The 14,143-nt window shown below is 42.8% G+C and carries 15 protein-coding genes; 11 read left to right on the top strand and 4 right to left on the bottom strand.

Annotated features, from left to right (window positions below; genetic code table 11):
• The first annotated feature begins 80 nt into the window (after positions 1–80).
• Both AC1DPK_RS21520 and AC1DPK_RS21515 read left to right on the top strand, forming a co-directional pair.
• Positions 81–638 (top strand): GbsR/MarR family transcriptional regulator, encoded by a 558-nt coding sequence (locus AC1DPK_RS21520; protein WP_477511585.1) that lies wholly within the window; start codon positions 81–83, stop codon positions 636–638.
• 233 nt (positions 639–871) lie between these two features.
• A complete protein-coding gene (locus AC1DPK_RS21515; protein WP_477511584.1) occupies positions 872–2,077 on the top strand; it encodes an alpha-D-ribose 1-methylphosphonate 5-triphosphate diphosphatase in 1,206 nt (401 codons plus the stop codon).
• Here AC1DPK_RS21515 and sspI read toward each other — a convergent pair.
• Entirely contained in the window at positions 2,071–2,304 is a 234-nt protein-coding gene (gene sspI / locus AC1DPK_RS21510; protein WP_144376885.1) for a small acid-soluble spore protein SspI, read from the bottom strand. The genes AC1DPK_RS21515 and sspI overlap by 7 nt on opposite strands.
• Before the next feature lie 79 nt (positions 2,305–2,383).
• Between sspI and AC1DPK_RS21505 the strand changes: the two genes are divergently transcribed.
• Positions 2,384–3,106 (top strand): potassium channel family protein, encoded by a 723-nt coding sequence (locus AC1DPK_RS21505; RefSeq protein ID WP_076271060.1) that lies wholly within the window; start codon positions 2,384–2,386, stop codon positions 3,104–3,106.
• 8 nt (positions 3,107–3,114) lie between these two features.
• Positions 3,115–3,939 carry a TrmH family RNA methyltransferase gene (locus AC1DPK_RS21500; protein WP_477511583.1) on the top strand — a complete coding sequence of 275 codons (825 nt, stop codon included), beginning with the start codon at positions 3,115–3,117 and terminating at the stop codon, positions 3,937–3,939.
• A gap of 69 nt (positions 3,940–4,008) precedes the next feature.
• On the opposite strand, the gene AC1DPK_RS21495 is transcribed toward AC1DPK_RS21500, so the two are convergent.
• A complete protein-coding gene (locus AC1DPK_RS21495; RefSeq protein WP_477511582.1) occupies positions 4,009–4,545 on the bottom strand; it encodes a superoxide dismutase family protein in 537 nt (178 codons plus the stop codon).
• 113 nt (positions 4,546–4,658) lie between these two features.
• Here AC1DPK_RS21495 and AC1DPK_RS21490 point away from each other — a divergent pair, with 113 nt between their 5' ends.
• A complete protein-coding gene (locus AC1DPK_RS21490) occupies positions 4,659–5,129 on the top strand; it encodes a GNAT family N-acetyltransferase (RefSeq protein ID WP_477511581.1) in 471 nt (156 codons plus the stop codon).
• Between the two features lie 23 nt (positions 5,130–5,152).
• Here AC1DPK_RS21490 and AC1DPK_RS21485 read toward each other — a convergent pair whose 3' ends face one another.
• Positions 5,153–5,647: a hypothetical protein gene (locus AC1DPK_RS21485; RefSeq protein ID WP_477511580.1), complete on the bottom strand. Its 495-nt coding sequence runs from the start codon at positions 5,645–5,647 to the stop codon at positions 5,153–5,155.
• Between the two features lie 40 nt (positions 5,648–5,687).
• Entirely contained in the window at positions 5,688–6,107 is a 420-nt protein-coding gene (locus tag AC1DPK_RS21480; protein ID WP_477511579.1) for an NUDIX hydrolase, read from the bottom strand.
• Between the two features lie 138 nt (positions 6,108–6,245).
• Here AC1DPK_RS21480 and AC1DPK_RS21475 point away from each other — a divergent pair, with 138 nt between their 5' ends.
• The 6 genes from AC1DPK_RS21475 to AC1DPK_RS21450 all read left to right on the top strand — a co-directional run bounded on the left by AC1DPK_RS21475 (position 6,246) and on the right by AC1DPK_RS21450 (position 14,067).
• A complete protein-coding gene (locus AC1DPK_RS21475; RefSeq protein WP_179089924.1) occupies positions 6,246–6,389 on the top strand; it encodes a hypothetical protein in 144 nt (47 codons plus the stop codon).
• A gap of 106 nt (positions 6,390–6,495) precedes the next feature.
• Positions 6,496–8,412 carry a ribosomal protection-like ABC-F family protein gene (gene abc-f / locus AC1DPK_RS21470; RefSeq protein WP_477511578.1) on the top strand — a complete coding sequence of 639 codons (1,917 nt, stop codon included), beginning with the start codon at positions 6,496–6,498 and terminating at the stop codon, positions 8,410–8,412.
• 230 nt (positions 8,413–8,642) lie between these two features.
• Positions 8,643–9,542 (top strand): alpha/beta hydrolase, encoded by a 900-nt coding sequence (locus AC1DPK_RS21465; protein ID WP_477511577.1) that lies wholly within the window; start codon positions 8,643–8,645, stop codon positions 9,540–9,542.
• A gap of 161 nt (positions 9,543–9,703) precedes the next feature.
• Positions 9,704–10,720, top strand: coding sequence for an HD-GYP domain-containing protein (locus AC1DPK_RS21460; RefSeq protein WP_477511576.1), 1,017 nt, complete (start codon positions 9,704–9,706; stop codon positions 10,718–10,720).
• A 176-nt stretch (positions 10,721–10,896) separates the two neighbouring features.
• Entirely contained in the window at positions 10,897–12,699 is a 1,803-nt protein-coding gene (locus AC1DPK_RS21455; RefSeq protein ID WP_339207479.1) for a sensor histidine kinase, read from the top strand.
• A gap of 30 nt (positions 12,700–12,729) precedes the next feature.
• Positions 12,730–14,067, top strand: coding sequence for a response regulator transcription factor (locus AC1DPK_RS21450; protein WP_477511575.1), 1,338 nt, complete (start codon positions 12,730–12,732; stop codon positions 14,065–14,067).
• Positions 14,068–14,143 lie beyond the last annotated feature (76 nt).

Here is a 14,143-nt window from a genome sequence, read left to right as displayed (position 1 = left end):
TCTTTACATATGGATGGTCATTTGATTACAATAATTGATGTAAGAATGATAGGGGAAAGACACTCCTCAGGAGGAACGACATGAATGAGCTTGCAGCATTAACAGATGAGCAGCTAAACAAGCTGCATAAAGCAAGGCGCCGCGTCATTGAATCAATTGGTGAAAACATGGATTTGTACGGCATTACGTTATCCATTGGTCATTTGTACGGCAATATGTACTTTAATCGTGAGCCAGTTACACTTGATGAGATGAGCCAGACGATGGGCATGAGCAAGACATCAATGAGTACTGGCATGCGTACGCTGCATGATCTGAAGATGATAAATAAAGTATGGGGTAAAGGCTCAAGAAAAGACTTATATGAAGTAGAGCCGAACTGGCATCAAAACTTTACGGACTACTTCTCCATTAAATGGAGAAAAGCTGTCGAGCAAAATATGAGTGCCCTAAACCGATCAATGAAGGAAATCGATGCTCTAAAGCTTCAATACGAAAGTGAACAAGCTTTCCTGGATGTGCTTGATAATGATACACAAAAGATTGATGAGGCTTTAAAATATTACAAATGGCTGGATCGTTTAATCGATTCTTTTGAAAATGGAGATATTTACAAGCTAATACCTCTTGAAGAATAAAATGAGAAACGAAAGGCAACGCTTCTTGCCTTTATTATGCTTCAAAGCCGCGAGGAATTATTCTTGCGGTTTTTTTGCTTGTTTCGAGCATAATATAGAAGCTTTGGATCTGTATAAAAGAGGAATTAATGTATTTTTTACAAATATCAAGGATCTAACTCCTAGGTATGTTTTTCTAAGTAAAATATGGTAAAATCATTACAATCATTTTAGTGCGGGGGAAGTGTATATCGATGGATAATCGCATGAGAGCTAGCACTGAGCCTATGATCATTACGAACGGAAAGATCGTTTTGCCTGGCCAAATGGCTGATGGGGCAATTGCTATTATCGATGGGCGAATAACTGCTGTGCTGCACGATGAATTGGCAATCAGCAATTGGATAAAGCTGCACCCCCAGTCTATAAACATAGATGCGAAGCAGCAATACATACTTCCAGGTCTAATTGACATTCATTGCGATGCGATTGAGAAAGAAGTGCAGCCGCGTCCCAATACATTGTTTCCTTTGGATATGGCATTGCTGGAGTTTGAACGGAAGCTTCCGGTGCATGGCATAACTACGATGTATCATTCATTATCGCTTGGCGTAGGGCTTAGTTTGCGAGGAGATCATTTGCTAACGGGGATGATTGAGCATATTAACAGCTATCGCAATAAACGATCGATGATTCGCAATCGTATACATTTGCGCTTTGAGGTTTCACATCTGGCAGGTATGCCCATTGTTGAAAGGTTCTTGAATGAGAAAGCGATTGATTATTTATCGTTTATGGATCATTCACCCGGGCAAGGCCAATATCGTGAACACGGCTCATTTGAGCGTTATGTAATGAAGAATCAGGGTGTAGGCGTTGTAGAGGTACGTGCAATTGTTGATAATCTCATTCAGCAAAGGCAACTGGTAAACGGTGATCATTTGAAGAATCTGAGCAAACTTGCAGCTGAAGCTGGCATAGCCGTTGCCTCACATGACGATGATTCGGTGGAGAAGGTAGATGAGTCGCTTGATTATGGGGTTTCTGTCTGTGAGTTTCCAATTAATATGGTTACGGCAAAATATGCTTCTAATCGAGGGCTTCATGTTTGTGTAGGTGCTCCTAATGTTGTAAGAGGCGCGTCTCATGACAACAATTTAAAGGCGGTTGACGCAATTGCTGCTGGTGCTGCCCACATTTTATGCTCAGACTATCATCCATCTTCTATGCTGTCAGCTGTGTTTAAGCTTGCAGATGAAGGGATTGCCGCTTTGCCAGCTGCGGTACGGATGGTCTCATTACATCCAGCGCAGGCATTGGGCGTGGATGGTGACATTGGTTCCATAGAGCTTGGCAAAGCAGCGGATTTAATTATTGTGGATCGTTATGATGGCCTGCCTTGGGTAACAGCTACCATTATCGGAGGCCAAATTGTTTATTCTGCAGCTGTGCGTTACTGAGACGGATTAGCATGCTCAGAATGATGAAGATGCCTATATAAGGAATCAACCATTCGCTCTTGCTCTAGCTCAGTGGATTGCTGCCAGATCATCTCAAAAAGTACACCAAGCCCCGGCAAAGCACGCTCATCCGCGCCAATTGAGTCTTCAATTACTTCTGATAGATCTTTCGCAGAGTTATCCTGCACACGCATAACGATTGCTTGACGCAGATCAATTTCTTTCAAACTAAACAGCCTCCTGCCCATTGGGATTTACTTATTTACTATGTCCAGTGCATGCTTCTTTCATCCGAATGAGCAAGCTATGGTATACTGTCTAAATAACTGCAGCAATCATCCGCGTAAGGAGGATTATGTATCGATGGCAAAGAAGCAATACGCAGTAATTGGAATGGGGCGTTTTGGCTCCAGCATTGCAAAAGCTTTGACAGATATGGGCTTTGAGGTATTAGCTATTGACTCGAACGAACAGCGAGTACAAGAAGTCGTTAATTTTGTAACTCATGCAGTATCCGCTGATTCAACGGATGAGGAAGCGCTTCGAGCGCTCGGTATTCGGAATTTTGATGTTGTCGTCGTTGCCATAGGACAAGACATTCAGTCAAGCATTTTGACGACGCTCATTTTGAAGGATTTAGGAGTAAAAACGTTAATCGTCAAAGCTCAAAACGAGCTTCATGGTAAAGTTGTAGGCAAAATTGGTGCCGATAAGGTCGTTTTCCCCGAACGGGATATGGGGCTGCGCGTTGCACATCATCTTGTGTCGCCTAACATTCTTGATTATATCGAGATATCAGACGATTACAGCATCATTGAAATTAAAGCTCCCGAGCCAATGATTGGACAAAGCTTGAAGAAGCTCGATATTAGGGCGAAGTATAAATGTAATGTTATGGCTATCAAAACAGGCTCTACCATGAACATCGCTCCATATGCGGACGATTTAATTGGCAGGGATGATATTCTTGTTATTGTAGGTAAAAACTCAGATCTAACAAATTTAGAAATTGCATATTCGGAAGGTTAAATCAAACTATGAATGAAAATTTTGATTCTTTGCTATCATCTGTACAAAATGACAGAGTCAAGCAGTGGGCATCGCTGCTAGACAAAAAATACCGTGATCGCAGCGGCCAATTTCTGATTGAAGGCGTTCATCTCGTATTGGAAGCGCTGAGAGGTACAGCTAAAGTAACGACGATTGTTTATGATGCAGAACGTGGTATTCCCGCAGAGCTTAAGCTGGAGCGAGAAACGAATGATACGGAGGCAACACTCGGTTTGGAGTGGGTTCAAGCTTCACGATCGGTCATGTCAAAATGCACAGGAACGGATACGCCTCCGCCTGTATTTGCTATTTTGTCAAAGCTGTCCGTACATAAAGAGGCATTATATCGCAAAAACGGGCTTGTCGTTGTGCTTGACGGCGTACGAGATCCTGGAAATGCGGGAACGATCATCCGCAGCGCGGATGCGGTTGGCGCAGATGCTGTTATTTTGGGCAAAGGCTGCGTGGACCTCTACAATCCGAAAACCGTAAGATCTACGATGGGTTCTTTATTCCATCTGCCTATTATAGAAGCGGATTTAAAAGAACTTCTGCCCGAAGCGAAAGAAAAAGGCATGAAGCTTATTGGGACAAGCCTACAAGCAGAGCATACCTGCTATGGCTACGACTGGACACAGTCAACATGGCTGCTGATGGGCAGCGAATCAGAAGGGCTGTCTCCTGAAGTTCGCGCACTCATGGATGAAACGGTCATTATTCCGATGGTTGGACAAGCAGAGTCGTTAAATGTAGCGATGGCAGCAACGGTTTTGCTGTACGAAAGCTTGCGTCAGCGGGCTTACAACAAATAAATATCGAGATCAAAAAAAGGCTGTTACAAGGTTATTTCCTTGTGACAGCCTCTCGTTTTTCACGCTAGCTTATTGGATAACTCCGCAAGCGATACGATTGCCAGAATTTCCAGATGGATCGGTAACATAATCATCTTCTTTTTCATGGATGATAATGGATGTGCCGCCGTCCTTTAATAAGGAATTTGGGTTGCCTTTCAAGAGCGTCACATCGCTGCTTACGATATCAGCCTTCACTTTGCCATCGGCACCTACCGTAATATTGGGGAGGTCTCCGTTATGGTAGCCTTTTGGATTGTTAAAGCCATGCTGCTTATTCACTGGATTGAAATGAGCTTCAGCTGTTTTGAAATCAGGAGTATCGCATTTGCCCACGCTGTGAAAGTGAATACCATGCTTGCCTGGAGGAAGCTTTTCCGCTTCAATGTGCAAATATACTTTGTCAGCTTTTTGGGTGAGCTGAGCGGATCCAATATGTTGGCCTTCGCTGTTAATTATAGTGACAAGTACTCCAGCAGGTTCAGCATTTGGATTTGGATGTGCTGATACAATTCCAAATGTTTGGGTCAGGAATAGCAAACAGACTAACATAGATATTTTTCTCATCGTATTCTCCCATTCATCATGTTTTTGTTTTTGACCGCATAGAAAACGGCAATATGTTTATAGTGTGCAAAACGATTACTTTTATACATAAAAATCCAGCTGGAGGAATGAGTATGAATATTAGAAGGTTCCTTGAAGAGGATATTAGTGAGGTTGTTTCCCTATTCTATGAAACGGTGCATGAAGTAAACAAACAACATTATTCAAAAGATCAGCTTAACGCTTGGGCTCCACAAGATGAGACAGACCAAAAAATCGAAGCTTGGAAGGAATCCATGGATCGAAATATTACTTTTATCGCTGAGAACAGCGGTCAAATTGTAGGATTTGCTGATATGACATATGGAGGGGAACTGGATCGAATGTATGTCCATAAGGATTATCAGAGAAGAGGCGTAGCTTCAGCCCTATTGAAAAAAATTGAAGCTGAAGCTGGTCGACTAGGGGTAAATGAGATAAAAACAGATGCGAGCATAACAGCAAAACCATTTTTTGAACGTCATGAATACCGGGAAGTCGAGTCACAAGTTGTGGAACGGAGAGGTGTGAAATTAAACAATTTTAAAATGATCAAAAAGCTGTAAAACTACTCATACGAAGAAGAATACTATGTAGCTGCTGCGTTTGTCGCAGCCTTCTGAATGCTATGAACACCCATCACGACTGCAATAAGCTCATAGCTATTAAGCACGGTTGAGAGATTGTGGAGACGGAAGGCTCCCGACTGGAGCCAAGTGCTCGTTTTTTCAAAGGAAGCAACCTCTTTCCCTGACGTATCCATGATCAAATAAACATAAGAGAAGGCAGGAGATTCAATTTGAAAAAGACCACGCTCCCCAGCGTCGTATTCATATCGTTTGCTGAAAAAAGTAAATCTGGTTCTCAGCACACCAATGATTGAATCTGCGGCGTCACGAACTTCCCATTTACTAGAGAAAAGACGGAATTTTCCACTGTAGAGGAGTCTAAGGTCGGATTCATAAACAGAAAGCATCGCACTGAACATGCTTTGTAAGTCTATAGTTCCAGCAGAGGCTCCATTTGCATCCATAATCGTTGTTTCTCCAGCATTAAAGAAGTTGCCTTTAAAATAAAGCTCCACTTGAATACCACCTTTCCGTTTAATAATAAGGAATGTACGGCTAGCCAAATATATTTTTTACAAACGGAGTTACGGGCATATCTATTAAATCACGCATAGGAATCCACTTTGCGCCTAACGAGTCTTGACCATCGCCATCCGTTCTTAAATTAAATGTATCATCTACTAGTTTTACATCATAAATAATGCCGATATGATGCATCTCTTCTAATTTATCCGCTTTAAAGGGCCAGATCAGCGTATATGACAATGTCGTTTTGATGGTGCCAGTTAACGCTGAAATTCCTGTCTCTTCTTCAAACTCTCTAATGAGTGTTTGATAAGGCTCTTCTCCAAATTCAATCGACCCTCCTGGGAAATCCCACTTCCCTGTATGCGGCCCTCTGCCTTTTTTGATGAGCAATACTTTATCGTCTTTCTTCAAGATGCCGTAAACCCCAAGATGTGTAAATCTATCCATATATAAGCCTCCTTCACAATGTCATCTTCGACATCATGTACGCTTACTCCTTGTAAATACAAAATTTGGTTTGGCTATTGCAAGAATACTTGCCCTTATGTTATTTTAAAAGGAATGAATGAAAGGGAGGTGAAGTAGGTGAATCACGAAATGGTCAATAACCGTATTAGCCAGCTGCCGATTGCTATGGCTGGCATTGTTCATACATTTTCCGCGAACGGGAGAGGTCTGTCCAATTATGCTCATACGATTAAACCATTCGCGAGAAGACGCCTACTTTAACCACTACGGATAGCTTTACCATCCGAAGGGTCGCAGGCTTGTTGCTGCGGCTCTTTTTTTGTTGTGTTTAAGAGTCAGGGTCTTCATCTAACAGGAGGCTCTTCACATGATTATTGTTAATATACAGGAAATAAAGAAATACCACGCCGCGAATCTGATATTTGATGGACTTACGCTGCAAATACAAGCAGGCGAAAAGATCGGGTTGATTGGCCGCAACGGAAGCGGAAAATCGACATTGCTTCGCCTAATTTCAGGTCATGATCAGGTAGATGAGGGAATGCTTACAGTACAGAAGGAGCTGGCAATCGGATATTTGCCGCAGACACCTGCCGAATTTGATAAGCTGACCGTGTATGAAGTTTTGGCTTATGGCTATCAAGACTTAATGGCGTGCAAGCATCAGATGACGCAGATGGAAATAGAGATGTCGAGTCCGCAAATGCTTGCTGATTCAGCTGCTTTAGAGCGTTTGCTGAAAACATACTCGCTGGCTCAGGAAAGGTTCGAGAGAAGCGGCGGTTATGAGATGGATACGGCAATTGAGCAGGTCGCAACGGGCTTGCGTATCGACCGAGCTGTTTATTCACGAAGCTTTGGCAGCCTGTCCGGCGGTGAGAAAACGCGGATTGCACTTGCCTCCCAGTTGATTGTCCGACCGGCTTTGCTGCTGCTTGATGAACCCACGAACCATCTGGATTTGCGGGGGATGGAGTGGCTGGAGCAATTTATTCAGCAGTATGATGGCGCATGTGTCATCGTATCGCATGATCGTTATTTTCTTGATGAGGTGTGCTCCAAAATAATTGAGCTTGAGGATGGTACAGCACAAACCTTTCTTACAAACTATAGCGGATATGTGAAGGAGAAAGAGGAGCTTCTCTTGCAGCAGTTTGCGAATTTTCAAGAGCAGCAGAAACAGATAAAGAAGATGAAGGAAACGATTAAGCGCTTGGAGGAATGGGGGCGTATCGGCGACAATGAGAAGTTTTTTAAACGCGCCGCTTCCATGCGCAAAGCTTTGGAAAAGTTGGAAATGATTAAACGACCGGTTCTTGATCCGAAGACCGCTGATTTCGAGCTTACAGCGCTTGATCGCTCTGGACGTAAGGCGATTACCTTTGAGAATGTAACTAAACAATTCGGTGATCGGGTTATTTTGGATAAAGCTGAGGGCAGCTTATTCTATGGTGAGAAGGTTGTGCTGGTCGGGGACAATGGCTCAGGCAAAACGACGTTGTTTAAGATGCTGCTTGGCGAGCTTCAGCCAGATGATGGACAGCTAGTCCTAGGAGCCCGTCTTCATATCGGCTATTTGGCTCAAGAAGAGAAGGTTGACGATAAGCAGCTCAGCGTACTTGAATTTTTTAAAACGGAGGGCGGTTTAGAGGAAGGCGAGGCAAGGAATATACTGGCCAGCTATTTGTTTTATGGAACGGATGTATTTAAACCACTTCATTTGCTGTCAGGCGGGGAATGGTCACGACTTCGGCTCGCGCTGCTTATTCGCAAAAAACCGAATTTATTGCTGCTGGATGAACCAACGAATCATCTTGATGTCAGCTCCCGCGAGGCGCTGGAGGAAGCATTGGAAAACTATGATGGAACGGTGCTGGCGATCTCGCATGATCGATATTTTATCAATCGGCTGGCTGAACGAGTTTGGGAGCTTAATGAGGGAGCCATTCACACTTACTTGGGCAATTACGATGACTTTAAGTCGAAGCGGAAGCCTTATAAAACGAACGAGAACAATGTTACCGTTAAAACAGATCATGTTGTGCGAGATCCGAGGCAATTAGCTGAGCATACCAAGCCGAAACATGGTGGAAGAGTGGAGCGTACGAAGGAACAGCTGGAACAAGAGATCGCGAGGCTTGAAGCTAGTCTGCTAGAGGGCAATATGGAAATGGAGCAAATCGCGGCAATGGGTGATCCAGCTGCGCTTGAATCCATTTGGAATATGCAGGAGGAGCGCCAAAAGCAGCTGGATCAGCTAATGGAAGTATGGTTGGAACTATAATTCATAAAATGCCGTTATGCTAATATAACATGCTGTTATGTGTAACCCATGGTGTGATTCTTGTTTTGTAATGGTTGTAGTACACCATTTTACGAGAATCTCCCTTGGGTTATTTCTTTTTCTATGTGCAGCTAGCTGCGTTCACGATTTCAGTCGCTAGACGTATTGTTAATCAAAGTTACGGGTTGTATGATTATTTTGCTATATAAATAAGGATAAGTAGGTGGAAAATGGTAATAAAGGAAAGAAGGTTTATCTCGAATATATTACTTGTGAGTATGATATTGTGCAGTGTTTTAACGAATTCCGGCTGTACTGCAGCCACTAGCGAAAATAAAGCATTGTCCTCGAAAGCTCTTCCAGCAGCGCGTGTGGAAAAAATGACGATGAATAGTGAAGCATTACATAAAGATATGAAACTGCAAGTTTATTTACCTGCTGGATATACGGAAACCGTTGACTATCCTGTCCTTTATTTGCTGCATGGTCGAGGAGGTAATGAGAAAACGTGGAATAAAGATATGAGCTTGTCCGATAAGGCGACTCAATTGATCAAGCACCAGAAAATCAAGCCATTAATTATAGTTATGCCTCAGTATGACAACAGTTACGGCACGAATTACGCTGATCAAACGTATTCCAAGGATGGACGTCAATACGGGCGATATGAGGATTACTTGACCAAGGATTTGATCGGTTATGTGGATTCCCATTACAGTACGATCGCCGATAGAGAAGGTCGATATATTGGAGGACTCTCTATGGGCGGTTTTGCAGCGTTGTTTTTAGCATTTACGCACCCGGATTTATTCAGCAAAAGTGGTGGACATAGTCCAGCCATGTTTATGGACTCTACAGAGAAGTTAGGCTGGTTATTCAAAGATGAAGAAATGAGAAAGCAGACAGATCCGCTTTATCTTGTAGATCAGCTGGAATTGAAAAATCTAAAGGTTTATTTGGATTATGGTAATAAAGATATGATGCATGTTATTAATTCTACCGATCAATTATATGCAAAGCTTAAAGCAAAGGGCATTGATGTACAATTTCATACCTCATCTGGCGGCCATGATCGTAATTATTGGAAAGCGAATACAGATCAATATTTAATGTTTTATGCTGGATTTTAAGATAGCTGTACAGGACTTGATTCTGAAAAAGCCAACCGATTAGCCTTTCTAATCCGTTGGCCTTTTCTATGTATTCTCATCTTTCTAATTTTAATAGACCCTTCCTAAATAAGATATGGTAAACTAAATGTTGGAAACGTCAATTCCGAGGGAGTGAAGTCATGGAACAGTTGATCGGGAAAAAAATGAAATATGATATTTTGAACGCATATGGCGTTACGATTGTACCAGCTGACTCTGTTCTGACTAGTGAATCAATACAAATATTAATAAACCATCGGATAGATTTATCATCGATTGCCCTTGCTTATGAGCATAAGCCGATTCAGCAATCAAGCATTCAAATTGGTGAGCTTGTTCAGCAAACGGTTAATATCTCAAAAGAGCTGTTTGAATCGATCTTAGTATCACGTAAGGTCCCGTTAATGGAGATTCGCAATGAGGTGCTGCCAGCTATTTTGCAGCTATCCAAAAATCAGGATATTTTCGAATTATTCGAAGCGGTGAAAGCCAAGGATGATTATGTATATGAGCATAACGTAGGTGTGGGCGTCATATCGACGCTTATCGGAAGATGGATGAATCTGGACAATTCAGAGCTTTCGATTTTGTCACTTGCTGCTACCCTGCATGATGTTGGCAAAGTAAAGCTTCCGCTAGAGGTTTTAAACAAGCCGGGCAAACTGAATGAGGTTGAATTTCAATTAATTAAGAAGCATACCATTTACGGTTATGAGCTGCTCAAGGGTACGACGGGCTTAAGCCTGCGAATCGCTCGTGTTGCGCTTCAGCATCATGAACGCGAGGACGGGAACGGCTATCCACTCGGACTGAAAAAGGAAAATATCGATTTATTCAGCTCTATCGTAGCAGTTGCGGATATTTTTCATGCGATGTCCTCCAAGCGTCCTTATCACGAGCCATTATCCTTTCATGAAATTGTAAATCAGATGACAGATGGGAAGTTTGGCGTTCTTAACCCGCAAATTATCTCGGTATTTATTGAAAACCTGATGAAGCGATTAGTCGGCAAACAAGTGCTTCTGACGGATGGCCGAGAAGGCGAGGTCGTGTACATCAATCCGCACAATATTGAGACGCCTCTTATCAAGCTGGCAGATTATTTCTTGGATTTAAGCCAGGAGAGAAATATACATATCAAATCAATTATCGCTTAAAATATACCATCCTAAGTGCTGCTAACCAACATCTGTTGACTAGCAGCATTTTTTTTGTATGAAGTATGTGTATTTCTACGATTTTGCTCCATTGTCCCTTTTGAAAAGGGTAGATCTAGCCACTCTGTTTGGCTGTTTTTTTTGCTATAGTACAATTATTAACCGGAGGTGCCTGCATGCGATCGGGTCTTAGCAATCCTTTGACAAAATTGAACATAAAGCAGCAATTGATACTTTTGTTTCTCGTGATGGTGAGTCCGATTTTTCTACTGCATTGGTACGGCAATATGAAAGCAGAGCATTTGCTCAAAAACCATGTGACGAGCGCATATGTGGAGCTCATCAAACAAAACGATACCGTCATTAATCGTGACATGGATACGATCAGCAAAATAACGACGACGATTATTCAAAATCCAATTACACAGCAGCTTGTCCCTACAGGGGCAGAAACGGTGATTGAGAGAGTACGGAAATACGATAAGGTCGACAAGCTGCTTGCGAGTAATTCGATTCCTCTTAATGGAGGAGAAGCCGTATATTATTCGCTGTATATTTATGACCCGAATGATTACTATTTTTTTGCACCGAAGCGTCAGTTGACACAAACCGGGGTTTATTTTTTCTCCGATGCAGAGAAGCCAAGCTGGTACGATGATGCGGTCAGTTATAAGAGCAAAGGTTACATGGAAATTATTGATTCAAATGTAGGGTTATCGCAGATCAGCACGCTTGCTTATATTCGTGCCGTTAGCAATGTATCTATTGGAAACGGTATCATTGGCGTTTTGGTCGCAACAAAGATGGATATGAAAATTAGCGAATCGCTGAAATCCGTTTCACTGCCAGACGGCAAGATCATGTTTATGGATTGGTCGAACCGCGTGCTCGCAGCGACTGATTCAAGTCTGATGGGGAAGACGTATGTACTGCCGCCTGCAACAGAGATTAAGGATGGGATGGAAGCGGTGGGCACTTTTGATGTCATGACCTCTGATTACATCTATGTGGTCAATTATAACCGCAACTTGAACAATAAACTTGTCTATCAAATTCCGATCAGCTCGTTATTAAAGCAGCAAAGCGAGCTCAAGCATGTCATCCAGCTCATTTCTATAGCTTATATATTGTTCGGCTGCGTCGTTGTTGTTTATTTCTGGCGATCGCTTATGACGCCGCTTCAGAAGCTGGCGCAATTTGTTCGCACCTATGAGCCAGGAAGGCTAGTGCCGGAGACGCCGGGAAAAGGCCGGAATGACGAGGTCGGCGTACTCTTTGCCGCTTTGTATGACATGGCCCGCAGGCTGAATGTGCTTATTCATTATAAATACCATATGGACATCAAGCAGAAGGAGTCGCAGCTTCAGCTGCTTTACCAGCAAATTAATCCACATCTACTGTACAACACGCTTGAGAGTATTTACTGGAAGAGCTCGCTTGAAGGAAATACGGAATCCGCAGAAATGATTAAGGACTTATCGAAGCTGATGAAAATTGGCCTAAGCAGAGGAAGAGAGCTCATTCCGCTGGACGAGGAGCTTGAGCATGCATCCGCTTATGTCAGCTTGCAGCAAAAGCGATACAAATATGAGTTTCAAGTGCACTGGAACATTTCCGATGCCGCAAGAATGATTATGATTCCGAAAATATCGCTGCAGCCGCTTATCGAAAATGCGATTATCCATGGCGTTAAATTTATGGGCGAGGATGGCGAAATCCAAATTTCGGCCGTAGTTGAGGGCGAGCGGGTTACGATCAAGGTGGAGGACAACGGACATAAGGAAGTTGATTATGCCTCAATTGAGCGTTTATTAAGCAATGACAAGTCGGATCATAGTTTAGGTTATGGGATTCGTAACATCCAACAACGAATTCAACTTCATTTTGGCAATGGATATGGAATGAGCTACAAGCGCGGAGACAACGGCGGCACGACGGTGACGATTATTTTGCCAACGAGCTATGATGAGACAAAGTGAGCATTGGGATGCGGACGGGGAGGATTATAAATGTACAATATATTGATCGTAGATGACGAGCCTTTAATATGTGAGGGTTTATGCAGTTTATTGTCTGCTTCCGGCATTAGTTTAGCAAATGTTTATATGGCGCACAGCGGATATGAAGCGCTCGATTATTTGAGAATTGAAGAAATTGACCTGCTGATCACAGATATTCAAATGGGTTCGATGAATGGAATTGAGCTAATGCATCAGGCTAAGCTGCTGAAGCCTTGGGTTCAGACGATCATCATTTCCGCATATGAAACCTTTCAATATGCTCAAATGGCGATACGACTCGGTGCAAAGGATTATATGATTAAACCGCTTAATAACGATCAATTTCTGGATTCCGTCCGAAATGTACTGCTCAAAATGAATAAGCCTGCGGCAACGGAGGATCAGTTCTTATCCAAGCTGCAAGAGCATTTCCATATGGAGGAGCCGCTCCCGAAGCGAACGGAGCTGTTTAATCAGCTGCTGTCAGGCTCCGAGGAGACACCCGAGGAAATAGCGAAGAAGCTGTATGAGCGCTACGCAATCAAGCTGAACGGGCCTTATTATGCGGTCATTAAGCTGCGCCTGAATTTATCGGATAAGGATCGGCAGATCCCAAATAGGGATGCACTGCTGCTGCAATATGCTGCATTGAACATTGCGAACGAGCTGCTGGATAAGGAATGGAATCATGTGGCCTTCTATTCCCCCAATCAGGAGATTAGTGTACTAATTCAATGGGACGAGAACGAGTTTGGAGAAGCTAGTGTCAACAAAATTAATCAATTGGATATGATCGGGCGCAGCCTCCATTACAACATTCATAAATTTATCGGGCTGCACTGTGTCATAGGCATTAGTCAAATTGTGAGAGGCATTGGTTTCGTGGGCATGCTCAGCGAACAAGCGCGCAAAGCGATCTTGTGGAACCGTGAGCATCGTGATCATTATGTTTTTTATTACGGTGATTTTAATTGGAGCACCTATACGCAGGATCCTACTGCCGAAGAGCTAAGCGAACAAAATAGCCTCATTGTAGAGAAGTCGAARGCATATATCGATCGCAACTTTGCTCAAAAGGGACTGACGCTGCATGAGGTCGCACAGAAAAATCATGTCAGCCCGAATTACTTAAGCTATTTGTTCAAGAAGGATACAGGCTATAACTTATGGGAGTATGTAATAAAGCTTCGAATGGAGGAGAGTCGGAAGCTTATTTTGTTTACCGATTTGCGAAGATACGAGATTTCGGAGCGTGTCGGCTATGAATCTCCTGAGCATTTTAGCAAAATATTTAAAAAATATTATGGGATGAGCCCAAGCGAGCTTAAGAAGGACGACAAGAAATAAGAAGAAGTAAAAATAGCTATCATTGTCTTAGATTTGCACATTACCAGTTAGCCGCCTTGCTTCTAGAATGGTATAG

Source organism: Paenibacillus sp. 01T424, assembly GCF_056398745.1.
Note: the sequence above shows the minus strand (reverse complement) of the source record. Positions and strands in the feature narration are given on the sequence as shown.

What these genes read in the sequence shown, in the direction of transcription:
- AC1DPK_RS21520 (WP_477511585.1), top strand. Translation starts at nt 81, where the DNA reads ATGAATGAGCTTGCAGCATTAACAGATGAGCAGCTAAACAAGCTGCAT.
- AC1DPK_RS21515 (WP_477511584.1), top strand. Translation starts at nt 872, where the DNA reads ATGGATAATCGCATGAGAGCTAGCACTGAGCCTATGATCATTACGAAC.
- AC1DPK_RS21505 (WP_076271060.1), top strand. Translation starts at nt 2,384, where the DNA reads ATGGTATACTGTCTAAATAACTGCAGCAATCATCCGCGTAAGGAGGAT.
- AC1DPK_RS21500 (WP_477511583.1), top strand. Translation starts at nt 3,115, where the DNA reads ATGAATGAAAATTTTGATTCTTTGCTATCATCTGTACAAAATGACAGA.
- AC1DPK_RS21495 (WP_477511582.1), bottom strand. Translation starts at nt 4,545, where the DNA reads ATGAGAAAAATATCTATGTTAGTCTGTTTGCTATTCCTGACCCAAACA.
- AC1DPK_RS21490 (WP_477511581.1), top strand. Translation starts at nt 4,659, where the DNA reads ATGAATATTAGAAGGTTCCTTGAAGAGGATATTAGTGAGGTTGTTTCC.
- AC1DPK_RS21480 (WP_477511579.1), bottom strand. Translation starts at nt 6,107, where the DNA reads ATGGATAGATTTACACATCTTGGGGTTTACGGCATCTTGAAGAAAGAC.
- abc-f (WP_477511578.1), top strand. Translation starts at nt 6,496, where the DNA reads ATGATTATTGTTAATATACAGGAAATAAAGAAATACCACGCCGCGAAT.
- AC1DPK_RS21465 (WP_477511577.1), top strand. Translation starts at nt 8,643, where the DNA reads ATGGTAATAAAGGAAAGAAGGTTTATCTCGAATATATTACTTGTGAGT.
- AC1DPK_RS21460 (WP_477511576.1), top strand. Translation starts at nt 9,704, where the DNA reads ATGGAACAGTTGATCGGGAAAAAAATGAAATATGATATTTTGAACGCA.
- AC1DPK_RS21455 (WP_339207479.1), top strand. Translation starts at nt 10,897, where the DNA reads ATGCGATCGGGTCTTAGCAATCCTTTGACAAAATTGAACATAAAGCAG.